Source organism: Thalassobacillus sp. C254 (assembly GCF_001310615.1).
The window spans coordinates 23,951-50,741 of the sequence record NZ_BAXQ01000002.1; the positions used below are offsets into that span (position 1 = coordinate 23,951).

The window sequence follows — 26,791 nt, forward strand, 5'->3', positions numbered from 1 at the left end:
TCAAAAAATTAACGGTTGGCTCCTTGAAGAAAGATGCTTCCGCAAGAAAAGACAGCTTCCCGTCAGCCCCTATTGAAAAGAAAAAGCCTCAAAAAAGGCCGATGAAGTCTGTCAGGCTGATGTTAAAAATCAAAGAATAGTTTTATCCCAAAAAGGGAATAAATACTATGTTCAACCCGAAAAAGGGAAAGTTCTTCTCGACGCTGCCCTTAAGCAAAGCCAGGATGTTGATTACAAATGCCGAAAGGGAACTTGCGGTAAGTGTGCTGTTACGGTAGAAAGCGGAAAGGATTGGCTTATGCCGCCTTCTGAAAGAGAGCAGTCCAGGCTTAAAGAACAAGTGAACAAAGGCGTTCGCCTTGCGTGTCAGGCAGTAACCAGATGATAACTTTTACTTCAAACTTTATTTCAGGTAATCTGCAAAGGAGGATGTTATGACTACATATTTTCCACAGCTTTTAGAGATGTTTAAGCGAACAAAAGCCGCTTTGACTGATTTTATGGCATTTTAGAGCCGGTTATTGAGAACGCGAAAGATGATCACGAGCGCCTTTACTATCATCATATTTATGAAGAGGAAGAGCATAGGTTCGACCGATTAGAATATTTAATGCCAAAACTTGAGCACTACATTGAAAATCCAGAAGCATATGTTCCAAATAACAATGATGCTATCCACCTTCTTCAGGATATAAGCCTGGAGAAATTTGGTCTTCATAACTTTTTAGAGCATCTGGACCTGGCTTTGTTTTCATTTAAAGGAACAGAGTATGAAGAAAAGCTTCAGGAAATGAGAAACGTAACGGCCAGTGATTATCAAACAATCAAAGAACTGATGACTGAGTTGAATGAACAGGCCGGGGGAAGTCCGAGCCTTGCAGCATCTGTCCCCACAGATGAAAAAGAAAATGGAAAAGATAACCTGAAAATTGAGATGTACACACAGCAGCCTTCAGACAATGGAGGAAGTGCAGAGAAGGGTAGCGTAGAGGTGGAAAGCTCTCCTGAGGAGACTCAAGAAAAAACAAGCTACAAAAAAAGACTTACTGTTGGAAGCCTAAAGAAATAAGGAGTGGATGTGGATGAATAAACTTAATAAATTTTCTGATTCCCCATTGGCAGGGAAAGATTGGGAAAACCTGGACGATACAGTTATAGAAAGCGCTAAACGTCAATTGATCGGACGCCGATTTATTGATATATACGGCCCGCTTGGTGAAGGGATTCAAACCGTTACAAATGATGTGTACGGCGATCCTGGACTAGGGACGCTCGGTTATCATGGGGAAAGCCTCCAAATGTCCGAACCGACAAAACGAGTTAATTTAACAATTCCTCTTCTTTACAAAGATTTTATGCTCTATTGGAGAGACTTGCAGCAGGCAAAGTCTTTGGATGTTCCTGTTGATTTTTCTGCGGCAGCAAATGCAGCAGCGCAGTGTGCTCTCCTTGAAGACGATATGATTTTTAACGGAGCAGAACAGTTTGAGCTGGAAGGTCTTTTGAACGTAAAAGGAAGAGTTACACACATTAGAGAGGATTGGAAGAAATCAGGGAATGCCTTTTCTGATGTCGTGGAAGCGCGAAATAAGCTTTTGAGAATGGGACACAGTGGCCCTTATTCACTTATTTTATCTCCGGAACTCTATGCTCTCGCACACAGGGTACATGAAGGAACAAATGTATTGGAAATTGACCATATTAGAGAATTGGTAACTGATGGCATCTATCAATCTCCAGTTATTAAAGGAGAAACAGGAGTTCTTGTTGCAACCGGAAGAGAGAATCTTGATTTAGTTATTGCAGAGGATATTGATACAGCATATATGGATACAGAAAATATGAATTACCTTTTCAGGGTATATGAAAGCACAGTACTCCGAATCAAAAGGCCAAGCGCAATTTGCACTCTGGAATCTATGGAGTAGACAAACAAGGGATTACGTACATCCTTTTATCAAAAATGAGCCAGGATTAAAATCCTGGCTCATTTTTTGGCATCAGTTCATTGAAGTGGCCCAAAAAGGCAGATAAGAAATTTTATTAGGAGTTGCTGGGTAATCGTGCTGTACACGCGTCCCACCATTCAAATTGATTGTAATGGTTAGCGGCATGCAATGCTTGTACAAGAAGTAGAGGTAAGCAGCAATCAACACTGCCTTCCGAGACTTATGCCAAGTCTGCCTAGAAAGAATAGAAGAGGTGAGACCAACAAAAAAGCTGTTGAAACATTCAACAGCTTAGGATTATGCGATTTGAATTACATTATTTTCTGTATAGTCAATATGGGCAGCAATTGGTGTGGAACGCAAAGCCTCTTTCCCAATATCTTTAATAAGAGCTGCCGCTTCTTCCCGGAAAATCTTTGTATAGGACCCTTCATTAATTTCACAAAGCTTTTTTAAATAACGAATACGCTGTTCTGTTTTAATTGGTTTATAATAAGTATTTTTCATTTCATGGACTCTGCAATGAGTTAAAGATTGCATCATGCTGATATCCTGAACATTTACTACATAGCTTTCTCCTTGGTCTGTAACAAAGGAGACTGAATAAAAAGTCGATCCAGAGAAATCAATGTTTGTAATAACAGGGTTGGTAAATTCTTCTCCGGTTCTTAAGCGGATTCGCTTTGCTTCAATTGCCCCTCCCACTTTTCTTTCATTAGAAAGAATTGTATGAATGTCTGCGAACCCATCTACACTGTACCCCATAAAAAACCCTCCTGTCAGGCAATATCTCTGAAATTGAAAGTCATTATCAATGTTATTAAGTTCAGTTTACCTGAGAACCATTATCAAGTCAATAAGAATTCGAAAGATTTTGGAATTATTTTGAATATTGTAAAAGTGTCCTTGCACACTTGTTATCACTATGAGTAATGTATTGCCCTAACAGTGGTCAATATCTAAAAAGGTTGAAAAACGGATCACACCCATTCAGAATGAAAGAAACATGAGGAAAGCTTTTAGGAAATACTAGCAAGGGAAGGAGGAATGACATGATAAACGAGAACGGAAAAAACAGTACCCAGTCAACGGGATACGCTGTGTTTGGTATGGGGTGATTTTGGGGACCTGATGCCCGGTTCGGGCATATACCTGGAGTGCGCAGCACAACGGTCGGATATGCAGGGGGCACAACCAAAGATCCGACTTACAGGAGAATGGGGGACCATACAGAAACCCTTCGTATTGAATATGATCCTGAACAAGTTTCTTATCAGCATTTAGTTCGTTTATTCTGGCCCATCATAATACTTCTCTAGTTTATGGGAGTTCAAGGCAATATATGTCGTTGCTCCTTTATTACAATGAAGAGCAGTATCAGACTGCCGATGCTGTAAAACAAGAAATAGAAAATGCGGAAGGGATATCGATACGGACAGAAATCGCATCTTTTCAAGGATTTACAAAAGCGGAGGATTACCATCAGAAATATTATTTGAAAAGGTTCCCGCATGCGATCGCTCATCTGTCAAGTCTCTTTACTGACCATCAGGAAATGGTCAACTCTACACTTGCTGCGAGATTAAATGGATTGGTTAAAGGATATGGGACCATGGAAGAGATAAAAAGGGACCTTACGAATTGGGGTCTGACAGAAGAAGAAGAAAATAAGGTAATTGAATGTATAAATACAATACGCTGGTAATAAATAGTGAGAGGCTGTTTGCTCGGTACGACAAGTAAACAGCCTCTTTGCGGCGTTTATTTTAATTTTTCCTTTGCCAGGACAATTCCGTCTTCATCCGCATAAACCATTCACCGGGCTTCCATTCCACTCCTCCAAATTCTACAGGTACATCGGTTTCTCCTTTTCCTTCTTTAATGGATTTAAATGGGTTGGTGCCAAGGGAGAAAATACCTATGTTCATTTCATTGATCTCTTGGGAGTCACGGATCATTCCGTGGATAATAATTCCTGCAAGGTTTCTATTTACAGCAATTTCTGCAAGCATGTCTCCCATTAAAGCACAGCGCATGGAACCACCGCCGTCTACCACCAGGACAGAGCCTTCCGGTATGGTTTCAAGAGCTTTCTTAACGAGAACATTGTCTTCAAAAACTTTTACTGTTTTAATTGGACCGGCAAACGTTCGCTTTAGTCCGAACTGTCGAAAGATAGGTTTGGCCAGTGTTAGTTGGTCTCTAAATTCATCACATAAATCAGTCGTTGGTATCATATTTATTCCTCCTTTTTTAAGTCTCTTTTTGTATTCTTTTTTAGAAGAGAAATCCTCTTCCTTCTCATAAATTGTTTGTTTTTTATACTCTTTACAGCTTTCTTGTCGAGGAAGATAGAAAAACATGATAAAATGATTAAGTATGCCAATAATAGAACAGCAGGGAACCATTTCCCTTTTGATATAGCAAATCCTATGATAACCTATTGGCGTAAAAGACTTTTAAGGAGGAAACGTGACATGAAACAAATGGATGCAAACGAAATTATTAAGTTATATCAGAAAGTGAAAAATCAACCCCGGTTAAAGTACATATTAAAGGCCAGCTGGACGGTATTGATTTTGGTGAAGAAACCAAATCATTTATCACCGGTGATACAGGAGTTCTTTTTGGAGAGTGGAAACAAATTGAGAAGGCTCTAAAAGAAAATGAAGAGAAGTAGAAGACTATGTTGTGGAAAATGACCGCAGAAATTCTGCTATCCCTCTTCTTGATCTTAAAGGCATTCAAGCGCGAATTGAGCCAGGAGCTATTATCCGCGACCAAGTCGAAATCGGTAAAAATGCTGTCATTATGATGGGAGCGTCCATCAACATTGGCTCTGTAGTCGGTGAAGGAACAATGATCGACATGAACGTTGTCATGGGCGGCCGGGCAACGGTCGGAAACAACTGCCATATTGGAGCGGGTGCTGTTCTTGCGGGAGTTATTGAGCCTCCATCTGCTAAGCCGGTTGTTGTAGAAGACGGCGTAGTTGTTGGAGCCAATGCTGTAATACTTGAAGGTGTTACTGTTGGAGAAGGGGCTGTAGTAGCAGCAGGAGCCATTGTAACGGAAGATGTCCCTCCAAACACTGTGGTTGCCGGAACTCCAGCACGAGTAATTAAAGAAATCGACGAGCAGACAAAAGGAAAAACAGAAATTAAACAAGAGCTTCGTCAGTTAAAAGAAGACTAATAAATAGTAGGTACCATGTTAAGACTCCCGTGCTCTCTTGCGGGAGTCTTAAAAGCATAAAGGGGGAACAGAAGGTGGCAAACTGGCAGGAGCTAGACGAGAAATATTTAATGAATACCTATCAACGGCTGCCTATCGTGATAGAAAGAGGCGAAGGAAATTACTTATATGATAACGAGGGAAAGGAATACATGGATTTATTTACAGGACTGGCTGTAAATGTTCTCGGTCATTCCCACCCTACTATCATCCAGGCTTTAAAGGATCAAAGTGAGAAGTATCTGCATATTTCTAACGTGTTTTTAAACCAACAGGCAATTAAGCTTGGGAAGAGACTAATTGAGCTTTCTATCCCTGGAAAAGTGTTTTTTGTTAATTCTGGAGCCGAGGCAACAGAAGCAGCAGTAAAGCTGATCCATAAGTGGAGAACAAGACAGGAGGAAGACCGTTCTGGCGTGGTAGTGCTTGAAAAGAGTTTCCATGGAAGGACGTTAGGAGCGATAAAATTAACAAGGCAGCCTGGCATTTATCAGGATTTTCCTGCAGCTGATTATCCCGTATATGAAGCTGAACCTGAAAATCTTAAGGATCTTGAAGACGTACTGAAAACGAAAAAGCCTGCAGCTCTATTAATGGAGCCGGTCCTTGGTTCAGGAGGAATTCTTCCATTAAGCAAGGAGTTTATGGAAGGGGCGGCATCGTTATGTGAAAAATACAATGTCCTTTTTTGTATAGATGAAATTCAAACAGGTGTTGGAAGAACCGGCGAGTTTTTTGCATACCAGCACTCAAACGTAACCCCTGACCTTGTTTTATTTGCCAAAGGTATTGGAGGAGGTCTTCCTTTAGGCGGTATCATTGCGGGAGAAAAACTGGAGTCATTGTTTGAGCCTGGAGATCATGGCACCACCTTTGCCCCGTCACCTTTGAGTTCAGCGTTAGGGAACGCTGTAATAGATGTTCTTTACGAGGAAAAAGGCCTTGAATATGGAAAAGAAAATGCAGCCTACTTATGGCAGCGTCTTGAAGGACTTCAAGGGAAATATCCTGAACATGTGGAAGGGATTCGAGGGATCGGTATGATGCTTGGGGTAGTCATGAAAGAGAATGCTTCTACAATAAAAGCTCTACAAAAAAACTTGCTTTCCAAAGGCTTTATGGTAAATGTCACACAAGGAAATATTGTCCGTCTGCTGCCGCCGTTGACCTTGCGAAAAGAAGATACTGATCGTTTTGTTACTGCCTTCGAAGATGAATTTGCTGTAATTAGAAAGGGCGTCTCCTCATGAGTCTAATGAATAGGTATCAGACCATAAGAAAAGACCTTCATAGAATACCGGAGCTTGGATTTCAGGAGTACAAAACTCAGCAATATTTACTTGACCGTATCAGCGAATTTCCACAAAACCATTTAACCATTGAAACATGGAAGACTGGAATTTTTGTATTTGTTACGGGCAGCAGTCCGGAGAAAACCTTTGGTTACCGAACGGATATAGATGGCCTTCCAATGAATGAGCAAACGACTTATGACTTTAAGTCAGAGCATGAAGCTGTATGCATGCTTGCGGTCACGACCTTCATATGACAATTGCCCTGGGAATCCTCAGTTATTTTTCTGAAAATCAGCCCAAGCATAATCTCCTTTTCATTTTCCAGCCTGCAGAAGAAGGTCCTGGTGGAGCAGAACCGATGATGAACACAGAGACTTTCAAAAAGTGGAAGCCAGATGAAATGGCTGCCCTGCATATTGCTCCAGAATACCCGGTCGGCACCATTGCCACCCGTGAAGGGCTTCTGTTTGCCAACACTTCTGAGCTTTTTATTGATTTAAAAGGAAGAGGAGGACATGCAGCACGACCTCATTTAGCCAATGACATGGTTGTGGCAGGCAGTCACTTGGTGACACAGCTTCAAAGCATAGTAGCAAGAAATGTAGATCCTTTGGATTCAGCGGTGGTGACGATTGGGAAAATAACAGGAGGGACAAAGCAAAATATTATTGCTGAGACCTCCAGGCTGGAAGGAACAATCCGAACGTTATCGATTGAAAGCATGCACAAAGTAAAAGACAGGATTCAAGCATTGGTCAGTGGGATTGAAGCTAGCTTTGAATGTGAAGGGTCTATCGATTGGGGTGCAAACTACAGGCAGGTATATAATGAATCAGAAACGACCAAGCGATTCATGGATTTTACCCGCTTAAAAGAAGATATCCATCTTGTCGAGTGCAGTGAAGCTATGACAGGAGAGGATTTTGGCTATTTTCTTGATGATATCCCCGGGTTTATGTTCTGGCTGGGAGTGGATACACCATACGGGCTTCATGATGCCAGAATCGAACCTCAAATAGAGCTGTCGAAGTGGCTGTGAAGCACATGATTGATTACTATAATAGTTTTTCATAAAGCCACCGTCACTTGGTGTTTTTTGACGTAGGCAAAAGCTTGGCTTGCCCTGTAAATGGGAAGCCAAGTTTTTTCTGTTTCTTTTGCATGAATCACCTATCAACGTACATATTAACAGAGAAAACACGTGAAGGAGGTAGTAAAATGGCTCGAATTGGTGTAGAAGAATCATTAACAGATGTGCAACAGCAGCTTCAGGAATTTGGACATGAAGTGGTTACTTTGAGACAACAGCAGGACGCTGAGGGCTGTGATTGCTGTGTCATTACCGGTCAGGATGAGAATATGATGAACATTCAGCAGACTGCAATGGAAGGGTCTGTGATTAATGCTCATGGCTTTAGTTCAAACGAAGTGTGCAGTCAGGTTGAGGAAAAGCTTAATCAAAAATAGTCTCGTCATACACATATACATGAAATAGTGACCTTTCTGAGGTCTCTTCGGCCGTTGAGATGATTATTGTTCTCAACGGCTTGTTGTTTTGGGCGAGGGAAATAAGCCAGGCTAATAAAGGTTGGTATATCATCACCCTTAAACTACTATGGCAGGTGTTAGGTGCTTCTTTTTTATCCACATCAAGATCTGTAATAAAAAGACCGGCTGTCTCTTTACAGGCAGCCGGTTTTTAAGGTCATTACTTTTTTTGGATATTAACTTGGTGAGGGAACGGAATTTCAATTCCATTAGCGTCTAGTGCTTCTTTGCAGGCTTTTCTAAGTTTGCGCTCAATCCCCCATTGTTCCATGTTTTCCGTTTGTCCAATAATACGAATAATTACATCAGAATCTCCGAAGCTTGCTACACCTAAGACGTGAGGGCCGTCTTTAATCACTTCTTCTTCAGCTGCTACTTGGTCACAAGCATCCTGAAGAACTTTCATGGCGCGGTCAATGTCGTCATCATAGGAAATGCTTATATCAATCATTGCCTGCATGTTTCCTTTTGAATGATTGCTGACGGAGCTGATTTCCCGGTTAGGAATATAGTGGAGTGTGCCGTCAAAGGCGCGGATTTGAGTGGTTCGCAGTCCGACTTCTTCTACTACGCCATCCAGCCCGGCAATTGTCACATAATCATCCACATCAATCTGCTTTTCTAAAAGAAGGAAAAAACCGGTGACTACATCACTTACAAGACCCTGGGCACCAAAACCGACAGCAAGCCCTATAATCCCGGCTCCAGCTATAATTGGAGCGATATTTAAATCAAAAATACCCACAATAATTGTGATCAAAACGAAAATTAGAGCATAGGCAAACACGTTAAGAGAAAGGTTCTTTAAGGTTTTCACTCTTCCCGGATGCATGTTTCGCTGTTCAGCCATTCTTTCAAAACTTCGGCTGATAATTTTTTTTCCTATGCTGCGTGCAATAAGATAGCCGATAATCACGAGGATAATCTGCAGGAGGATCATAACCGCCCCGCCTACTAACACGCCTAAAAACGTATCATTTAAAAGCTCTTCCATCAATAAGGCTCCTTTCTGATGTATCTACTCAATAAAAGGATACCCGGCCTTTAAAGGCAAAGGGTACGTGTCGAAGTATAACACATTATGACAACCTGTAAAAAATTAACCTTTCCCGATGGACTTTCTAGATAACAGGAAGCCGACTGAATAAAAAACAGAAACTAAAGCAAAAATATAAAAGGATGTTTTATGAGCATTTTATTTTACAAGCTTCCACTTGTTGGGTAGAGTAAATGTGAGACAGGCTTTTACATTTCTTTTTCATTGCATTCTCAATTTCATCATCTTTTCTCATTGTCATTGATAAAATTGTGTTTGTTTTTTCTTCGATAGGGAATGTTACATAAGGGATAAATGGCGTTTTAGCAATCAATTTAAATTAATTACAATTTAATATTGACTTTAAATAACAAGCCATTTATAATATATTTTGTAATCAGAGATCATTTCAATTCATTTAGGAGGTAATTATTAATGACTGATAAGCGTATGGTAGCCAAGCAAGCACCACGATTTGAAATGGATGCGGTAATGCCGAACAAAGAGTTTGGTAAAGTAAGCCTTGAGCAAAACATGAAAGAAGATAAGTGGACTGTACTTTTCTGGTATCCAATGGACTTTACGTTCGTATGTCCTACTGAGATCACAGCTCTTAGCGATCGTTACGACGAGTTTGAAGACCTTGATGCAGAAGTAATCGGTGTATCTACTGATACAATCCACACTCATAAAGCATGGATTAATACACACCGTGATGATAACGGTCTTGGTGACTTGAACTATCCATTAGCTGCTGATACAAACCATGAAGTATCTCGCGAGTACGGCGTACTCATTGAAGAAGAAGGGGTTGCTCTTCGCGGTCTATTCATCATCAGCTGAAGGTGAACTGATGTACTCTGTTGTTAACCATAACAACATTGGCCGTGATGTAGATGAAACACTACGTGTGCTTCAAGCTCTACAAACTGGCGGTCTTTGCCCAGCTAACTGGAAGCCAGGCCAAGCTACTTTGTAATTCACTAACAACCATAGTGGAAAAGGTCTAGCAGCAATGTTAGGCCTTTTTCTTACTCATATAAAAAGGAGGAAATAAATATGGCACTTAAACTACGCTCGGAGATGCCTGAAATTGAAGGAGCTACGACTTGGTATAATGGAGAGGTCACAAAGGAAGATCTAATTGGAGACAAGCGACATTAATCCATTTTTGGTCAGTCAGCTGCGGACTTTGTAAAGAAGCTATGCCAAACGTGAATGAGTTCCGTGATAATTATAAGATGATTTAAATGTGATTGCTGTTCACATGCCACGTTCTGAAAAAGATCTGGACCTGGATCAAATTAAAGAAGTAGCGGATGAGCATGACATCACGCAGCCTATCTTTGTCGATAATGAGCATAAGCTTACTGATGCCTTTGAAAATGAATATGTTCCTTCTTATTACGTATTTGATAAAGATGGAACGCTTCGTCACTTTCAAGCTGGCGGAGGCGGAATGAAGATGCTTACTAAGCGTGTTAACCGCGTACTGGGCATTAAAGATAAATAAATATAAAAAGGTGTCTCTGAAGGTTGCATTAACAGTAACCGGTGGAGACACCTTTTTATCGCATGTTACCGCACGAGATTGATTGGTTTTATTTTATCTACATAGAATGAAGAGATTGTAAAAGACCTGACTGGACTCTGAGCAAAATGAATGAATCCTTTTTTTAGCAGGATGGGATACGGCAGGATTCTTTATTTCCTCCTTTTTTTGACTAAAAAGCTATGTCAAAGAAGGAGGTGTTTTTTATGAAGATACACATTATTGATAAGCGAAGGCAATTGCCACGGCATCACAATAAAAAATACAGAAGAAGATCAAGGGAAGCCATCACGCAAATTGTCATACACCATAGCGGCACCAAGGAAGGCTCACCTGAGAGCTTTGCAAGGTATCATGTGAATCACCATGCTGGCCGGGCATAGGGTACCATTATGTGATTGACAAAAAGGGGAGGGTATTTCATTGTCAGTCTCAGGAAGAGATCACGTATCATACAGCCAACCATAATCAACAATCCATTGGGGTCTGTCTGATTGGCGACTTCACAAAAGAGTCTCTCACAGATTTTCAGAAAAAAGCTGCCCTTGCTTTCATTCGCTTTCTTGCAAAAGAAAGAGAAATCCCCATTGCAAATGTCCGGGGACATAACGAATATAAAGGGCACGGATCGTCCTTATGCCCAGGTATATCTATGAAAGGATTTCGTGGACAATTAAGGGAGAAACATCTCCTTCCCTTATTAAAAAGAGGGGCAAGAGGGGAGGAAGTGAAGTTTCTTCAGCAAGCATTAGTTAAAAAGGGATTTGATCCAAAAGGTATAGACGGAATGTTTGGTCCTCTTACAGAAAAAGCAGTTGTGGATTTTCAAAGGGCAAACAACCTGTTTATTGATGGGATTGTCGGTCCATATACTTGGTTCTCTTTGGGACTGTAATAATATTTTGCCAAGCAATTTAGCATAAGTTAAAATAAACTAGCAAAGGTCTATTGCCCAATTAATTATTTGGATTGTATTTGGAGGAAGAACGAGTGAAAAAACAATTTGCTGTAATCGGCCTCGGACGTTTTGGGGGAAGTATTTGTAAAGCGTTGTCTGCTGAAGGGATGGACGTATTAGCCATTGATATGGATGAACATAAAGTAAACGAGCTTGCTCCCATTGTCACTCAGGCGGTAATTGCTGATGGAACAGATGAAAAAGCGTTGAAAAGTCTTGGGATACGTAATTTCGATCAAGTGGTGGTTGCAATAGGAGATGACATTCAAGCAAGCATTTTAACTACCTTAATATTGGATGATATGGGGGTCAAAAATATCATCGCTAAAGCACAAAATGATTACCACGCAAAAGTGCTTGCCAAGATCGGAGCTGATGAAATTGTGCATCCTGAACGAGACATAGGCGTCCGAATCGCACATAACGTCGTATCGGAGAACGTATTGGATTACTTGGAGCTTTCTGATGAATACAGCATCGTTGAGCTTGTAGCGGGACCCACCATCAATAATAAGAGCATTGTCGACCTGGATTTGCGAACACGGTACGGTTGTAACATTCTTGCAATCAAAAGGGGAGAGGAGATCAAAGTGTCTCCGTATCCTGAAGAAAAGATCCTTACACAGGACGTGTTGATTGTTATTGGGCTGACAAAGACATTAATCGTCTGGAAAACAGGTGGATTGATGAAGAAGGAAACGCTTAAGGAGACACGCCTCCGTAGAAACGGAGAGAGACAAAGGTAGAGAGAAGCCTGGTGTGATCAGTTCCTATACTATTTCTTTCTTCATTGAATCCTGATTCTGCTTTGAAAACGATGTGCCTATAATAAAAAGCTGCCTGCTGGCAGCTTTTTATTATACTTCCATAATTATTGGAAGGATCATTGGCTTTCTCTTTGTTTTTTCATAAAGGTACGGGGACAATAAGTCAATGATTTCATTTTTTATTTCAGACCACTGGGTCGTTTTCTTATTCATCACTTCTTGTAAATGTTTTGCGAGCATACTTTGAGCGTCATTAATCAAATCACTGGATTCACGCATGTAAACAAACCCGCGGGAAATTATATCTGGTCCAGCGGAAACCTTAAAGTTTTTCATATCAAGGCTGACAACCACAACAACTAATCCCTCTTCGGATAGGATACGTCGGTCGCGCAGGACAATATTTCCAATATCTCCGATCCCATGCCCATCTACGTAAACGGCTCCAGATGGTACTTTACCGACAACGGAAGCTTCATCTCTTGTTAAAGCTAAAACTTCTCCATTATCCATGACAAAAGAATTCTCTTTTTCGATGCCGCAGTCACTGGCAAGAACTGTGTGCATCTTCAGCATGCGGTATTCTCCATGAATAGGCATGAAAAATTTCGGTTTCATCAACCTGAGCATTAGCTTTTGTTCTTCCTGGCCGCCGTGGCCGGATGTATGAATGTCATTTAATGAACCATGGATGACATTTGCTCCTGCGCGGTAAAGCTGGTTAATGATCTTATTTACAGATAGCGTATTCCCTGGAATTGGAGAACTTGAGAAAACGACTGTATCTCCAGGAATCACTTGAATTTGGCGATGTGTACCAAAAGCAATTCTGGAAAGAGCAGCCATAGGTTCTCCTTGGCTTCCCGTACATATAATAGCCACTTGATTATCAGGAATTCGATTTAACTGTGAATGATCAATAAATGTTCCTTTTGGCGCCTGAATATATCCTAGTTCTTGGCCGATGGTCATCGCATTTTCCATGCTGCGCCCAAAAATTGCAATCTTTCTTCCGTGCTTAACCGCTGCATTTACAGCTTGCTGAAGACGATAAATATTAGAAGCAAAAGTTGCAAAAATAATTCGGCCATCTACTTGGGTAAAAATATTTTCGATGCTTTTGCCGACTTTTTTTCAGACATCGTAAATCCTGGAATTTCGGCATTTGTGCTGTCAGAAAGAAGACAAAGCACACCTTCTTCACCAATTTGAGCCATTTTAGTTAAATTGGCGGGGGCACCTACTGGTGTGAAATCAAACTTGAAATCACCGGTATGAACAATATTTCCTTCAGGGGTGTGTACGACAATCCCCAAGGAATCTGGAATACTGTGTGTTGTACGGAAAAAAGAAACCTGTGTATGGGCAAATTTAATCACATGGTCTTCTTCAATAGGAATCATCTTGGCCCGGCGCAAAAGCCCATGCTCTTCAAGTTTTCCTTTGATCAGGCCCAATGCTAATTTTCCGCCATAAATAGGAACGTTGACCTCCCGCAAAAGGTAAGGAATTCCTCCAATATGATCCTCATGTCCGTGTGTAACGAAAAGACCTTTAATCTTTTCCTTGTTTCTAATAATATACGTATAGTCAGGTATGACGTAGTCGATACCTAGAAGCTCGTCTTCAGGAAACATAATTCCGGCATCAATAAGAATAATTTCATCTTTGTATTCAATGGCATACGTGTTTTTGCCGATTTCCCCAAGGCCTCCAAGGGCGAAAACGGCAACTTGATTCTCTTTAATTTGTTTCATTTCTCTAGATGTTCTCCACTTTGAAATCTTCTCTTTGTTTTTCGTATTCCAAGAAATCTCCTGAAACTTCCTGGACTAATTCAATATTGTAGTTTCTGTCTGCCAGTTTATGCCGTACTTCTCTTTCACTTTCTGCTTCAACGAAAAGTGAATGAGTATTTTCCCGGACAGGAGCTTCTTCAATATTCTCCTGATAAAATACTTTAAAAATCATCTTCGACCTCTCCTTGTTCTGTTAAATAATGCTTATCCTATTATAAAACATTGGACTGTGTTTTTCATGCTTTTGGTATGCATGAAAGGTAAAGCCTTTCATTCCGTACATGCCAGTCTAGAAATTGTAAGGTATTTTTCATTATTTTTCAATAGAGAAAGAGGCCGAATGTTAAATTCAGGCATTCAATAAGCGTTGTTTTGGTAAAAGATTCCGGCATCCCTTCAGTAATCTTTTTCTCCATTTCCGCATCATTGACTATCCCTCCTTGTAATTGGTTTGCCCTTATTATGTGCGGCCTGCCGGAATTCTTGCCCTGAAAAACTTGGAAGAAAAGAAGCTGTCTTTTTCTTTTCATTCTTATCTGTTTGCTTCATAATGGTAGGAAATCAGGCAACAGTGGAAATTTTCCTTATAGAAGCAGATACTTTACATAGAAGTAAGCTGTGGTAAGAGAAAAAAGGAGTGGAGAAATTGAAGAAGCCAGGCATTGTATTTTTTGATATTGACGGTACGCTTTACACAAAGGAAATGATTGTACCCCCTTCGACTAAGGAGGCAATTGCTGAGCTGAAAAATAAAGGAGTCTATGTGGCTATTGCTACAGGACGCGCCCCTTTCATGTTTGAAGAGCTTAGAGAAGAATTAGGTATCGAAACGTTTGTCAGCTTTAACGGTTCATACGTAGTGGCAGAAGGAGAAGTTATTGAAAAGAAGCCTTTGAATTTTAACTATCTAACCCGTCTGAAGGAGCATGCAGAATCGCAGAATCATCCCATGGTTTTTGTCGATCATGAAGATTTTCGTTCTACGGTAAGCAACCACCCTCATATTGTTGAAAGTGTAGGCGGGCTCAAATTACCGTATCCTTCTGAGGATCCAGACTATTTTAAGGAAAGAGAAATTTATCAGGCATTGCTTTTTTGCAGCGGACACGAGGAACATGTATATTTACACTCCCATCCGAAGTTTGATTTTGTTCGCTGGCATAATCTTGCTGTGGATGTGCTTCCTCAGGGAGGGTCGAAGGCAGAAGGTATCAAAACAGTTGCTCGTCATCTCGGATTTACCATTGATGAAGCTGCTGCCTTTGGAGATGCGTTAAATGACATTCAAATGCTGGAAATGGTTGGTGCTGGAGTGGCGATGGGAAATGCATTAGACAAGACAAAAGCTGCAGCTGATTTTGTAACGGCGTCCGTTGATGAAGGGGGCATACGGGCAGGCCTGGAGACACTCGGTCTCCTTGAAGGTAATAAAGTATAATGAAAAAAGGCTCCGTTTCCGGAGCCTTTTGCAAGGAAATAATTTACAGGTCGGGCAGTGACCTTTTCATTTTGTCATCATAATCTTCGATTCGGTCATAAAACATTATGCCGTCTAGATGATCAATTTCATGCTGGAACACGATAGCAGCAAGACCGCGGAGTCGAAGCTGAACCTCTTCTCCGTCTTCTGTGGCAGCCTTAACAGTAATCCGGGAATACCTGGGTACAAGCCCAGGTACATCTCTGTCAACGGATAAACATCCTTCACCGTTATCAAGGTGCGTTGTTTCAACTGAATGACTTACGATACGTGGGTTAAATAGTCCATAGCTGTATTCCCTTTCCTTTTCATCTATAAGATGAACAGCAAAGAATCGTTTGCTGATTCCAAGTTGAGGGGCTGCGATACCTACACCGGAGCGAAGGCCGTATTTTTCAGCGATCTCTGGATCCTGGCTGTTTTTTAAGAATTCAAGCATTTTTTGCACTGTTGCTTTATCTTCTTCCGAGGGAGGAAGAGCAACTTCTTTCGCTACCTGTCGCAGTACTGGATCTCCTTCTCTAACAATATCATTCATTGTAATCATTGAATTCACTCCTTTCTTACTCGTGGTAGTTCATATTAATTCATATAACAATCCCGGTAAATTCAATACTAAGGTCCAAAATATATTATAAGCAAAAAACTGCAGTATGTAAAAGTAAAAGCCCCTGCCGGAATTGGCACGGAGCCTTTACTACACCAATTATTTGCTTGGTGTGTGATGATGGAAACGAGAAGCTCCAACAATGATTAACAAAATGAAAAGAACTACAATCAAAGCAAAGCCTCTTCCTGGTCCGTGTCCTACACCAGCTACTTGAGTAGGATATCCATATCCGCAAGGATCATAACATCCACCGTGACCCCACATTATTCATTCCTCCTTCAAAAATCCGCTCTCTTGAGCGTTTCTATATCACTGTATGTAAAAGAAACCATAACGGATGGTCATATGCCCAGTAATTATCAGCTTTTTATTCCAGGATTAATATGGAAGATTAATTGATTTAAGAGAAATATTGCTATATCATTGGGGAAGTGAATAACATTTTTTGGTTATTTGTGGTTTTGTGTAGAAATAAACCTTTTTATGATTGAATCTGGGGGACGAGACATATGAAAAAAATAATACTTAGCAGCATAGCTGCATCCAGCCTTTTAGTCATTTCAGCCTGTGGGGAAAGTAGTTCCGAAGCAATTTATAATCATTTGGAAGAAGCAGTGGAGCTTGAAGAGGGATTTCAGCAGCAACAGGAGCCATTGATGGAGGCTGAACAACAGGAATATGAAATTTATGAAGAAATTTTATCCCTGGGTCTGACTGAATTAGAGGAAATACAGGCTCTTTCAAATGAAGCCCTTGAGCTGGTAGATGAAAGAGAAGAGCGGTTGGAAATGGAAAGAGAAAGTATTGAAGCCAGCTATGAAGAGTACCAGCAAGCAGAAGAGGAAATGGAGAACCTTGAGGAAGAAGATGAAATTGCTGCTGCCGAGGATATTAGAGACACAATGAACGAGAGGTATGCCTCATATGAGGAGCTCTATACAAATTATTCGGAAGCCATTGAGTTAGATCGTGAACTTTACCATATGTTTCAGGATGAAGAACTTGAAATCGATGAACTTCAGGATCATATTGATACGATAAATGAAAGGTACCGCTCTGTGGTAGACAGTAAAGAGCGATTTAATGAATATACAGACAGATACAATGAAGCTAAATCTTCTTTTTATCAAGCAGCAGGGCTTAATGTAGAAGAAACAGAAGCCCCTGAAGCAGAAGGTCCAGATGAAGATGATGAAGAGGAAGACAATGGTGAAGAAGAGGAAGAACCAGAAGCAGAAGAACCTGGCGATGTGGTCGATAACGGGTAAAAGTTGAATTTCCCAAGGGGACATTGCGTCTTATAGATAAAGAAGGTACCGATTATCAGATTGATAATTGTTACCTTTTTTTGTTGTGTATAAAACGGAATAAATGTTTTTTAGGGAGTGACACATCTAACTAGGTAATGGCTCAACCACCTGTTGAACGGTATACCAACCTTAAAGGCGGGACTGTTTTCTAAAAGACATCCGATATGTTAGTTGTTTATCTTTTGATCTTTCTCATTTGGCCATTTTTTTATGTTATATAAAGTGTTACATTTTTCCTGAGCCTTATTAGAAGGGTTTGATGTAAAGCTGTTTAGTATAAACTTTAAAATGATATATAACAGTTTAGTGGATTTTCCCTATGTGCAAATTTTTAACAAAGCAGTGAAATAGTAATTACAAAAGGATTGACGAACCTTTTTCGATTAGTATAGACTAAGTGTTGGATAAAGGTTGTATTACTTTTTTAAGAAAAATCGTGATACAGAAAGAAATATGAAAAAAATGGGTGGACAGTGATTATAGAGGATTAGAAAAGGGAATAAGGATTTTTAGGCTTATTCTTAATGAGTTTGATCAATTATGGTTACCCTACGTTTAGGTGTTTTTATCCAGCTAGATAGTAAGAGGCGAGGGCACTCCTCTTCTCTTATATATAGTTTGTCACCCTTTACAATGGAAACAATGATTTCTTATTTAGAGGAAAGGAAGAGGTGAACATAGTGGCTACTAATACAATTGAGCAAGTCGAAGGTCACTTTGAAACATTTCAGATTTTAAATGAAGATGGAGAAGTAGTGAACAAAGACGCTATGCCTGATCTTTCAGATGAGGAGCTCCAGGAATTAATGAAGCGTATGGTCTATACAAGAATTTGGGACCAGCGTGCCATTTCTTTAAATCGTCAAGGTCGTCTTGGCTTTTATGCACCAGTAGCTGGGCAGGAGGCTTCTGCTTTAGGTTCGCAATTTGCACTGGATAAGGAGGACTGGATTCTTCCTGGTTACCGTGATATTCCACAGATTGTTTGGCACGGTCTACCTTTGTATCAGGCCTTCCTATGGTCCCGAGGACACTTTCATGGAGGTCAGTACCCTGAGGATCTAAATGTAATCATGCCGCAGATCATTATTGGTGCTCAAATCGTTCAAACAGCAGGGGTTGCCCTTGGTTTAAAACGAAAAGGAAAAGAAAACGTTGCAATTACTTACACGGGAGATGGCGGTGCTTCCCAAGGTGACTTCTACGAGGGCATGAACTTTGCCGGAGCTTATGATGCACCAGCTATCTTTATTGTCCAAAACAACCGATTTGCGATCTCTGTTCCGGTTGAAAAGCAGTCTGCTGCAAGCACGATTGCCCAAAAAGCAGTAGCGGCAGGAATTCATGGTGTACAAGTTGATGGCATGGATGTACTGGCGGTCTACGCAGCGACAAAAACAGCCCGCGAAAACGCGTTAAAAGGTGAGCCTACCCTTATTGAAACGCTAACCTACCGTTATGGTCCCCATACGATGGCAGGGGATGACCCAACGCGCTATCGTACATCTGACCTTGATAACGAATGGGAAAAGAAGGATCCTCTTATTCGCTTCCGGAAGTATCTTGAAAGCAAAGATCTATGGACTGAGGAAAGAGAAAATGAAATTGTAGAACAAGCAAAAGAAGACATTAAAGCTGCGATTAAACAAGCAGATGAAACACCAAAGCAGAAGGTCACTGACCTTATCGGATTTATGTTCGAAACATTGCCAGCTAACCTTCAAGAGCAATTAGAAGAATATAGAGCGAAGGAGTCGAAGTAAGCTATGGCGCAAATGACCATGATTCAAGCAATTACAGATGCCATGCGTACTGAGCTGAACAACGACGAGAACGTGCTCGTTTTCGGTGAAGACGTAGGACAAAATGGCGGAGTATTCCGTGCAACAGAAGGGCTTCAAAAAGAATTTGGCGAAGAGCGTGTGTTTGATACACCCCTTGCCGAATCAGGTATCGGTGGACTTGCCATCGGACTTGGTGTGACAGGATTCCGTCCTGTTATGGAAATTCAGTTCTTTGGATTTGTATTTGAGGTAATGGACTCCATTGCAGGTCAAATGACACGTATGCGTTACCGTTCCGGCGGGCACTACCACTCTCCAATCACTGTTCGTTCTCCTTTTGGAGGAGGGGTTAAGACACCTGAAATGCATGCGGACAGCCTGGAAGGCCTTATGGCTCAGACTCCAGGATTGAAAGTGGTTATTCCATCTACACCGTACGATGCGAAAGGCCTTTTAATTTCTTCTATTAGAGATAACGACCCAGTTGTTTATCTTGAGCACATGAAGCTCTACCGTTCGTTCCGTGAAGAAGTACCTGAGGAAGAGTACACCATTGAGCTTGGAAAAGCAGATGTAAAGCGTGAAGGAAAAGACATCACGGTAGTTACTTATGGAGCAATGGTCCATACATGCTTGAAAGCTGCCGAAGAGCTTGCAGAGGAAGGGATTGAACTGGAGGTTGTAGATCTTCGGACAGTCAGCCCAATCGACTTGGATACAATCCTTGCGTCTGTAGAAAAAACAAACCGCGTGATTGTCGTTCAAGAAGCGCAAAAACAAGCTGGTATCGCAGCACAGGTAGTGGCTGACATTACTGAGCGTGCCATCTTGCATCTTGAGGCTCCTGTTATGCGAGTAACGGCTCCTGATACTACGTACCCGTTTGCAGTAGCTGAAGATATCTGGCTTCCGCATTACAATGATGTAGTGGAAAAAGCAAAAGAAGTAATGAACTTTTAATTGAAGCTCATAGATTCCTGACTGGAAAAGGAGTCAGGGTAATCCTGATTACCTTTTTCAGTCTCTTTTTTACCAATGCATGCACCCAGCTTGTTTAGGGAAAGTAAAGAAAAATAGAGACTTCTCCTGTCCGTAAAAGGTGAAAGTACAAGGGATTTTTCTATCATTTTTAGTTAGTTAAAAAGGAGGCACTATCTGTGGCATTTGAATTTAAACTACCGGATATCGGTGAAGGTATTCATGAAGGTGAAATTGTTAAGTGGTTTGTAAAAGAAGGCGATACAATTAAGGAAGACGACGTTCTTTGTGAAGTGCAGAATGACAAAGCCGTTGTAGAGATTCCTTCTCCTGTTGATGGCACCGTTAAAGAAGTAAAAGTGGACGAAGGGGTTACCACAACTGTGGGGACGACAGTATTAATTATTGATGACGGAAGTGAAGATGCTCCTTCCGGGGACGACAGCAGCGAAAAAGAAGCTGAAACAGAAGCACCAAAGGAAGAAAAGAAAGAAGAAGCTTCTGAAGCGTCTGCTCCAGCAGCTGAAACAGATACGGATGTTGATGACGACCGTCGTGTCATCGCTATGCCATCTGTACGAAAATTTGCCAGAGACAAAGGTGTCGATATCCGTAAAGTCAGCGGCAGCGGAAAAAATGGCCGGGTGCTGAAAGAAGACGTTGAGTCCTTCCTTGATGGCGGACAGGAAACAGCCGGCACTGATGAAAAAGTTGCAGCCAGCGAACAAGAACAGCAAGAACAAAAGCAAGAGAAACCTGCTGCTGCATCCGCACAAGCTACAGAGCAGCTTGAAGAGCGCGTACACTAAAAGGGATCCGCAAAGCGATCGCAAATGCTATGGTTAATTCCAAGCAGACAGCTCCTCATGTTACGCACATGGATGAAGTAGACGTAACAAATCTCGTTGCAAACCGTAAGAAGTTCAAGCCTGTTGCTGCCGAAAAAGATATTAAGCTTACGTATCTGCCGTATGTAGTGAAAGCTTTAACTTCTGCCGTGCGTGAATTCCCGGCACTAAATGCTTCTATTGATGATGAGAACCAGGAAATCGTTTATAAAAACTACTTTAATATTGGTATCGCAGCTGATACAAAACAAGGGCTGGTCGTTCCAGTAGTCAAAGACGCAGACCGCAAATCCATCTTTATGCTTGCTAAAGAAATCAATGAGCTTGCATTGAAGGCCCGTGACGGAAAACTTTCAGCTGAAGAAATGAAAGGCGGCACTGTAACCATTTCAAACGTGGGTTCTGCTCAGGGACAATGGTTTACTCCAGTTATCAACCATCCAGAAGTAGCAATCCTTGGAATTGGACGCATTGAAGAAAAAGCAGTAGTTCGTGATGGAGAAGTTGTCATCGCACCTGTACTTGCTTTATCATTAAGTTATGACCACCGTCTCATCGATGGCGTCACAGCGCAAAACGCATTAAACCACGTGAAGCGCTTACTTAATGATCCTGAACTAATCGTAATGGAGGGGTAAAACATGGTTGTAGGTGATTTCGCAGAAGAAGTAGACACGCTGATAATAGGTTCCGGACCAGGAGGCTATGTAGCAGCAATCCGAGCAGCTCAGCTTGGACAAAAGGTAACAGTAGTTGAAAAGGGAAGCACAGGCGGTGTGTGCTTAAACGTTGGATGTATTCCATCAAAAGCACTAATCGAAGCCGGCCACCGCTACCATAATGCAAAAGGCAGCGATGACATGGGTATCACTGCTGAAAATGTAAGCTTAGACTTTTCCAAAGTACAAGAATGGAAAAGCGGGATTGTTAATAAGCTTACAGGCGGAGTGGAAGGCCTTTTAAAAGGGAACAAAGTTAACCTTGTAAAAGGAGAGGCATATTTCTCTGATAGTGACCAAGTAAAAGTTTCTTCAGAGGATGGCTATGGCTCACAGACCTATAAGTTTAAGAATTGTATTATTGCTACGGGTTCCCGCCCAATTGAAATTCCTAATTTTAAATTCAGCGACCGTATTATTAACTCCACAGGCGCTATTAATTTAAATGAAGTTCCTGATAAGCTGGTCGTTATCGGCGGAGGCTATATCGGAATTGAGCTTGCTGGTGCTTATGCTAATCTAGGAAGCGAAGTAACGGTTCTTGAAGGTGAAAAGCGCATCTTAGGCGGGTTTGAAAAGCAAATGGCACAGCTTGTACAGCGTAACCTTAAGAAAAAAGGCGTTACGTTTGAAACACAAGCTTTTGCTAAGTCTGCCGAGGAAACAAAAGATGGCGTGAAAGTAACAGCTGAAGTAAAAGGTGAGGAAAAGACGTTTGATGCAGACTATGTTCTTGTAGCGGTAGGACGCCGTCCAAATTCTGATGAGCTTGGATTAGAGCAAATCGGAGTCGAGCTGGACGAAAAAGGCTTGATTAAAGTAGATAAGCAGTGCCGTACCAGCTCTTCTAACATCTATGCAATCGGTGACGTTATTGCCGGTCCTCCACTTGCTCATAAAGCATCTTACGAAGGGAAAATCGCTGCTGAAGCCATTTCAGGTGAAGCATCTGAAATCGATTATCTTGGAATTCCGATGGTTGTGTTCGCAGAGCCAGAGCTTGCAAGTGTTGGTTATACAGAAGCGGAGGCAAAAGAAGCTGGTTACGATGCAGTAGCTTCTAAATTCCCATTCCAGGCAAATGGTCGTGCCCTCTCACTTAATGAAACAGATGGTTTCTTAAAGCTGGTTACTCGTAAGGAAGACGGGCTGGTCATTGGAGCACAAATTGCAGGTCAAAATGCATCCGATATGATTGCTGAAGCTGGCCTTGCCATTGAAGCAGGTATGACAGCTGAAGACCTGGCTATGACCATTCATGCTCACCCGACTCTTGGTGAGATTACTATGGAAACAGCTGAAGTAGCTCTTGGAACACCAATTCACATTAAGTAATAGTACGCAAAGACTGGGACAAAACCCAGCTAATAAGAAGGGCCCTCACCATCCGGTGAGAGCCTTTTTTGTTTCCAGTTTTAATAGTTGCCTGTTAAAAATAAACTTGCTTGCACCTAAACGCACAAGTACGACATCGGTTCAGCTTCAGACAATATTTGGAACCTAGTTTACTTAGGTGAGTATCCAGCTTATTCTAGAATCTTTCATTAGAAGGTAAAATGACTTCCTGAAGGAAGGCTTCAATCTTTTCATAGTTTTGAAATCCAGAAAGGCTTCCTTTTACTTCTTCACCTTTTATTATTAACAGAGTAGGGAACTCTTGAATATCAAAAGAGTTAACTAGCTTTTCTTCAGAGGAATTTATAATAATGACTTTCTGGTCATCAAAGTTATTTTGTAAGGTAAGTAAGGCATCGTAGTAGGGAGATTCTTTTTCAAGGTTGTTCTCGTCGGAAAAGAAAAGTGTGATTTTCTCATTTTTATTTAATGAATAGGGGGGAGAGGTTTCGGCTTCAGAAAAAGACACGCATGCGGATAATCCTAACAATATAACAATAATGAAAAAACGGCATAAGACCCTCAATCTCTCCACCCCCATTAGTAACATGCTGTATTTCTACTATTGTATTACCAGAAGCTGGTGGATTAAAACGTTAAACCATAACTTGTAACCAAAAAGAAATATTAAGGTGTCTCATGTTACATGTTACGAGGCTTTTCTCACCTATAGGATTAGAATGTCAAAGGAGGCTGGGACAGAACTCAGCTAAATAGAAGGGCCTTCACCGTCGGTGAGGGCTTTTTACTATAGGGGATATTTTAAACAGTTGATTGTTCAAAAATACACTCGCTTGCACCTAAAGGCACAAGTGCGACAGCCGTTCAGCTTCATTTCATTCGCTTTCACGGTGTCTTCTATGCCGCGGGCAAGGCTTCAGCTAGCCGTGGAAAATCGCCCCGGCGGATCTTCAGCTCTTGCTTTTCCCGCAGGCGTCTCGTGATGTGTGAACAATCAACGTAAGTAATTGGATCTTTGACCAGGATTGTTCTACAAGAACAGGTAAGGTTTGAAGGTAATTTTAAGGTTTAGATTGTTTTGAATGTCCACTTTGTTCTCAGTGTACGAAAGCCAAGGAAGGAAATAACCTCAAGGTTCATTATAATGAGAAGTGGGAAAATCAAAAAGTCTATATTCAAGAAATGCTTTCAGAGGAAGAAACCGGTGAGATCTAAGGAAAGCGTAAGTTCGATGTTGAGGCAACCTTCGGATTTCTGAAGGCTAATTTGCGTTTCGCCCAAATGTTGGTGAGAGAAAAAAACAGGTGAAAAACGAAATAGGATTTGCATTAATGGCGGTGAACTTGAGAAAGTATACTGCCCGTAAGCCCCATCATCCCATTTCTGATCAACAAAAAGGTGCCAGTTATCGAAAATCGATAACTGGCACCTTTTATTAATTTCAGAGACTGTTTTGTCCCAGCCTCTTTTCTTATTTATCTTTGTCTCTTTCTCTTTCTCTTTCTCTTTTATAAGCGTTTCGTTCTTTTTTAAATTCTTCTCTTTCTTTTCTCATTTCTACTCTTTCTTTTTTCATTTCCTCAATATCACGGAGCAGGCGTTCTTTTTCTTCCCTGAACTTTTTGCGCTCTTCTTTAAGCCTTGGCGTCCGATCTCCTTCAGCTGCTTGTTGTTGAAGGGCGGCTTTTTCAGCTTTCAAAGCTTTCAGCATCGATATAACCATAAAGATCATAATGATGGTGAAGGGCAGGGCCGCGATAATTAGTGCAGTCTCCAGGCCTGCCAATCCGCCTGATAAAAGCAGCACTGCAGCAGCAGAGGATTGAATAATACCCCATACAGCTTTAACAGATATAGGCGGATTCATGCTGCCGTTTGTTGTCTGCATGCCGAGCACAAATGTCGCAGAGTCTGCAGATGTGATAAAGAACGACATAATCAGCAGCACAGCAAGTACAGACATAGCCGTCCTAACGGGAATTGCTCCAATACAGAGAACAAGGCGACTTCCATTCCTTGCTCGCCCATAATGTCATAAACAAGTCCATTTTGGTTAATGTCCAGATCAATAGCCGTTCCTCCAAAAACAGAGAACCATAAGCCGCCAAATAACGTAGGAACTGCAAGTACCCCTACAACAAACTCACGGATGGTCCTTCCTCTGGAGACACGGGCAATAAATGTACCTACAAAAGGTGACCATGCAATCCACCATGCCCAATAGAAAACTGTCCAATCTTCTACCCAGGCCGAATCACCAGTGAATGTGTTTAAGCTAAAGCTCATACTTGGCAAGTTTTGAATGTAGCTTCCAAGCGTTTGTGTAAATACATTCATGATAAATACAGTCGGCCCTACAATGAGGAGGAAGAGCATTAAACCTATCGCAAGAATAATATTCGTCTTACTTAGGATTCGAATCCCTTTGTTGATGCCTGTCATGGAAGAAGCCATGTAAAGCACTGTAACACCTAAGATCACCATTAATTGAGTAAACGTGTCATTAACAATAGGCTCGAATAAGTGGGCAAGCCCAGCTGTCATTTGAGCTGCACCAAACCCAAGGGAAGTAGCAACACCAAAGATCGTGGCAAATACCACAATAACATTGATTGTTGTACCGATACCGCCGTTAATGCGATCTCCTAATAAAGGTTTAAACGCTGCGCTCAATACCCCAGGAGCATCGTGACGGAACTTAAAGTATGCAAGGGCTAATGCTACGACAGTATAAATTGCCCACGGGTGAAGCCCCCAGTGGAAAAATGAATAGCGTAATGCGGCAGCGGCTGCTTCATTTGATTCCGGCTCTTGAGTTGGGGGTCCATAAAAGTGGTAAAGAGGCTCTGCCACTCCCCAGAATACAAGTCCGATTCCCATACCCGCTGTAAATAAAAAAGAAAACCAAGTTAAGTAATTGTACTCTGGTTCCTCATCAGGCTTACCTAGTTTAATTTTGCCGTAAGGACTGACGATAAGAAACAGGGCAAAAAGCAAAAAGCCTGAGGCCGCCAGTAAGTAAAACCAGCCTAACTGTGTAGAAATAAATCCTTGGATTTCCCCAGTGATCATTTCTACGTTATCTGGTGCAATGACTCCCCAAAGGATAAATGCGAGAGCAATCACCAGGGAAATAAGAAACACGGGTGTCAGCTTCTTCATAAAAAAGAAAAACCACCTTTCAAGTCAAATTTAGAGGGATACATCTAGTGTTAAAAATGGAAATAATTTCTATTACTCAAGACCTAGAAAGCATCCTTTTTTCCATGGAACATGATAAGTGAAATTGAATTGGAAATCTTTAAAAAAACCTTACCGCACATAAGCGCCGGTACACATTATAACATGAACAAAACTGTATGCAACAGTAATATGGCTCCTACTTTTTGACTATCTGAGCCATACCCTTCCATTGCTGGAAATAAACATTTCCTTTAGTCTTTGTTATATTAATGAATTTCATGTCATAAAAAGAAGGTTTCTCTTTCCACAATTTCCACAAATTTTGGTAAACTTAGGACATAACATAAATCGGATCTGGAGGGGAATTATTTGAAAAAATACATAG

The 26,791-nt window shown here is 41.2% G+C and carries 19 protein-coding genes and 11 pseudogenes; 21 read left to right on the top strand and 9 right to left on the bottom strand.

Annotation, left to right across the window (positions count from 1 at the left end):
• Positions 1-136 precede the first annotated feature (136 nt).
• The 3 genes from JCM19033_RS27880 to JCM19033_RS02635 all read left to right on the top strand — a co-directional run bounded on the left by JCM19033_RS27880 (position 137) and on the right by JCM19033_RS02635 (position 1,928).
• Positions 137-385, top strand: coding sequence for a 2Fe-2S iron-sulfur cluster-binding protein (locus JCM19033_RS27880; RefSeq protein ID WP_083465234.1), 249 nt, complete (start codon positions 137-139; stop codon positions 383-385).
• Between the two features lie 135 nt (positions 386-520).
• Positions 521-1,069: an IMEF encapsulin system ferritin-like cargo protein gene (locus JCM19033_RS02630; RefSeq protein WP_269757960.1), complete on the top strand. Its 549-nt coding sequence runs from the start codon at positions 521-523 to the stop codon at positions 1,067-1,069.
• 13 nt (positions 1,070-1,082) lie between these two features.
• The gene (locus JCM19033_RS02635) at positions 1,083-1,928 is read left to right on the top strand and encodes a family 1 encapsulin nanocompartment shell protein (RefSeq protein ID WP_054635179.1); all 846 of its coding nucleotides are present in this window, start codon (positions 1,083-1,085) and stop codon (positions 1,926-1,928) included.
• A gap of 318 nt (positions 1,929-2,246) precedes the next feature.
• Here the strand turns inward: JCM19033_RS02635 and JCM19033_RS02640 are convergent, their stop codons facing one another.
• A complete protein-coding gene (locus JCM19033_RS02640) occupies positions 2,247-2,714 on the bottom strand; it encodes a hypothetical protein (protein ID WP_054635180.1) in 468 nt (155 codons plus the stop codon).
• A 392-nt stretch (positions 2,715-3,106) separates the two neighbouring features.
• On the opposite strand from JCM19033_RS02640, the gene JCM19033_RS24045 reads away from it, so the two are divergent.
• Positions 3,107-3,268, top strand: coding sequence for a peptide-methionine (S)-S-oxide reductase (locus JCM19033_RS24045; RefSeq protein ID WP_198153395.1), 162 nt, complete (start codon positions 3,107-3,109; stop codon positions 3,266-3,268).
• Positions 3,269-3,291: 23 nt separating this feature from the next.
• A complete protein-coding gene (locus JCM19033_RS24050; RefSeq protein WP_054635182.1) occupies positions 3,292-3,654 on the top strand; it encodes a peptide-methionine (S)-S-oxide reductase in 363 nt (120 codons plus the stop codon).
• 56 nt (positions 3,655-3,710) lie between these two features.
• Here the strand turns inward: JCM19033_RS24050 and rraA are convergent.
• Positions 3,711-4,186 (bottom strand): annotated as a pseudogene (gene rraA / locus JCM19033_RS02655) (ribonuclease E activity regulator RraA).
• Between the two features lie 240 nt (positions 4,187-4,426).
• Here rraA and dapD point away from each other — a divergent pair.
• From dapD to JCM19033_RS02675, 4 genes and pseudogenes are all read left to right on the top strand, one after another.
• Positions 4,427-5,144 (top strand): annotated as a pseudogene (dapD, locus tag JCM19033_RS02660) (2,3,4,5-tetrahydropyridine-2,6-dicarboxylate N-acetyltransferase).
• 74 nt (positions 5,145-5,218) lie between these two features.
• Positions 5,219-6,433, top strand: coding sequence for an aspartate aminotransferase family protein (locus JCM19033_RS02665; RefSeq protein ID WP_269757934.1), 1,215 nt, complete (start codon positions 5,219-5,221; stop codon positions 6,431-6,433).
• A pseudogene (locus tag JCM19033_RS02670) lies at positions 6,430-7,517 on the top strand (N-acetyldiaminopimelate deacetylase). The gene JCM19033_RS02665 and the pseudogene JCM19033_RS02670 overlap by 4 nt, the downstream one beginning before the upstream one ends.
• Before the next feature lie 179 nt (positions 7,518-7,696).
• Entirely contained in the window at positions 7,697-7,945 is a 249-nt protein-coding gene (locus JCM19033_RS02675) for a YkuS family protein (protein WP_054635183.1), read from the top strand.
• Between the two features lie 241 nt (positions 7,946-8,186).
• Here the strand turns inward: JCM19033_RS02675 and JCM19033_RS02680 are convergent, their stop codons facing one another.
• Positions 8,187-9,020 (bottom strand): mechanosensitive ion channel family protein, encoded by an 834-nt coding sequence (locus JCM19033_RS02680; RefSeq protein WP_054635184.1) that lies wholly within the window; start codon positions 9,018-9,020, stop codon positions 8,187-8,189.
• Positions 9,021-9,497: 477 nt separating this feature from the next.
• Here JCM19033_RS02680 and JCM19033_RS02685 point away from each other — a divergent pair.
• The 5 genes and pseudogenes from JCM19033_RS02685 (at position 9,498) to JCM19033_RS02700 (ending at position 12,278) form a co-directional block, all read left to right on the top strand.
• Positions 9,498-10,041, top strand: a pseudogene (locus JCM19033_RS02685) (peroxiredoxin).
• An 80-nt stretch (positions 10,042-10,121) separates the two neighbouring features.
• A pseudogene (locus tag JCM19033_RS02690) lies at positions 10,122-10,575 on the top strand (TlpA disulfide reductase family protein).
• Between the two features lie 245 nt (positions 10,576-10,820).
• Positions 10,821-10,997 carry a hypothetical protein gene (locus JCM19033_RS23095; protein WP_157049712.1) on the top strand — a complete coding sequence of 59 codons (177 nt, stop codon included), beginning with the start codon at positions 10,821-10,823 and terminating at the stop codon, positions 10,995-10,997.
• Positions 10,998-11,008: 11 nt separating this feature from the next.
• Positions 11,009-11,509, top strand: a complete 501-nt coding sequence (locus JCM19033_RS02695; protein ID WP_054635185.1) for an N-acetylmuramoyl-L-alanine amidase — start codon at positions 11,009-11,011, stop codon at positions 11,507-11,509.
• 95 nt (positions 11,510-11,604) lie between these two features.
• Positions 11,605-12,278, top strand: a pseudogene (locus JCM19033_RS02700) (TrkA family potassium uptake protein).
• 151 nt (positions 12,279-12,429) lie between these two features.
• Here JCM19033_RS02700 and rnjA read toward each other — a convergent pair.
• Together rnjA and JCM19033_RS02710 are read right to left on the bottom strand one after the other, a co-directional pair.
• A pseudogene (rnjA, locus tag JCM19033_RS02705) lies at positions 12,430-14,096 on the bottom strand (ribonuclease J1).
• 4 nt (positions 14,097-14,100) lie between these two features.
• A complete protein-coding gene (locus JCM19033_RS02710) occupies positions 14,101-14,310 on the bottom strand; it encodes a DNA-dependent RNA polymerase subunit epsilon (protein ID WP_054635186.1) in 210 nt (69 codons plus the stop codon).
• 474 nt (positions 14,311-14,784) lie between these two features.
• On the opposite strand from JCM19033_RS02710, the gene JCM19033_RS02720 reads away from it, so the two are divergent.
• Positions 14,785-15,576 carry a Cof-type HAD-IIB family hydrolase gene (locus JCM19033_RS02720; RefSeq protein WP_083465236.1) on the top strand — a complete coding sequence of 264 codons (792 nt, stop codon included), beginning with the start codon at positions 14,785-14,787 and terminating at the stop codon, positions 15,574-15,576.
• 43 nt (positions 15,577-15,619) lie between these two features.
• Here the strand turns inward: JCM19033_RS02720 and def are convergent, their stop codons facing one another.
• Positions 15,620-16,165, bottom strand: coding sequence for a peptide deformylase (gene def, locus JCM19033_RS02725; protein ID WP_054635188.1), 546 nt, complete (start codon positions 16,163-16,165; stop codon positions 15,620-15,622).
• Positions 16,166-16,324: 159 nt separating this feature from the next.
• Positions 16,325-16,417, bottom strand: a pseudogene (locus tag JCM19033_RS27885) (YjcZ family sporulation protein); the annotation flags it as partial.
• 320 nt (positions 16,418-16,737) lie between these two features.
• Between JCM19033_RS27885 and JCM19033_RS02730 the strand changes: the two are divergent.
• The 5 genes and pseudogenes from JCM19033_RS02730 to lpdA all read left to right on the top strand — a co-directional run bounded on the left by JCM19033_RS02730 (position 16,738) and on the right by lpdA (position 23,202).
• On the top strand, positions 16,738-17,496 hold the full coding sequence (locus tag JCM19033_RS02730) for a YkyA family protein (RefSeq protein ID WP_083465238.1): 759 nt from the start codon (positions 16,738-16,740) through the stop codon (positions 17,494-17,496).
• Positions 17,497-18,218: 722 nt separating this feature from the next.
• Positions 18,219-19,301 carry a pyruvate dehydrogenase (acetyl-transferring) E1 component subunit alpha gene (gene pdhA, locus JCM19033_RS02735; protein ID WP_054635189.1) on the top strand — a complete coding sequence of 361 codons (1,083 nt, stop codon included), beginning with the start codon at positions 18,219-18,221 and terminating at the stop codon, positions 19,299-19,301.
• Positions 19,302-19,304: 3 nt separating this feature from the next.
• On the top strand, positions 19,305-20,282 hold the full coding sequence (locus JCM19033_RS02740) for an alpha-ketoacid dehydrogenase subunit beta (RefSeq protein ID WP_054635190.1): 978 nt from the start codon (positions 19,305-19,307) through the stop codon (positions 20,280-20,282).
• A gap of 197 nt (positions 20,283-20,479) precedes the next feature.
• Positions 20,480-21,786 (top strand): annotated as a pseudogene (locus JCM19033_RS02745) (dihydrolipoamide acetyltransferase family protein).
• Positions 21,787-21,789: 3 nt separating this feature from the next.
• Positions 21,790-23,202 carry a dihydrolipoyl dehydrogenase gene (gene lpdA / locus JCM19033_RS02750; RefSeq protein ID WP_054635191.1) on the top strand — a complete coding sequence of 471 codons (1,413 nt, stop codon included), beginning with the start codon at positions 21,790-21,792 and terminating at the stop codon, positions 23,200-23,202.
• Positions 23,203-23,398: 196 nt separating this feature from the next.
• On the opposite strand, the gene JCM19033_RS02755 is transcribed toward lpdA, so the two are convergent.
• Positions 23,399-23,788, bottom strand: coding sequence for a thioredoxin family protein (locus tag JCM19033_RS02755; protein WP_054635192.1), 390 nt, complete (start codon positions 23,786-23,788; stop codon positions 23,399-23,401).
• Between the two features lie 506 nt (positions 23,789-24,294).
• Here JCM19033_RS02755 and JCM19033_RS27890 point away from each other — a divergent pair.
• Positions 24,295-24,988 (top strand): annotated as a pseudogene (locus JCM19033_RS27890) (transposase); the annotation flags it as partial.
• Here the strand turns inward: JCM19033_RS27890 and JCM19033_RS02760 are convergent.
• A pseudogene (locus tag JCM19033_RS02760) lies at positions 24,893-26,385 on the bottom strand (BCCT family transporter); the annotation flags it as partial. The pseudogenes JCM19033_RS27890 and JCM19033_RS02760 sit on opposite strands and share 96 nt — an antisense overlap.
• Positions 26,386-26,791: the final 406 nt, after the last annotated feature.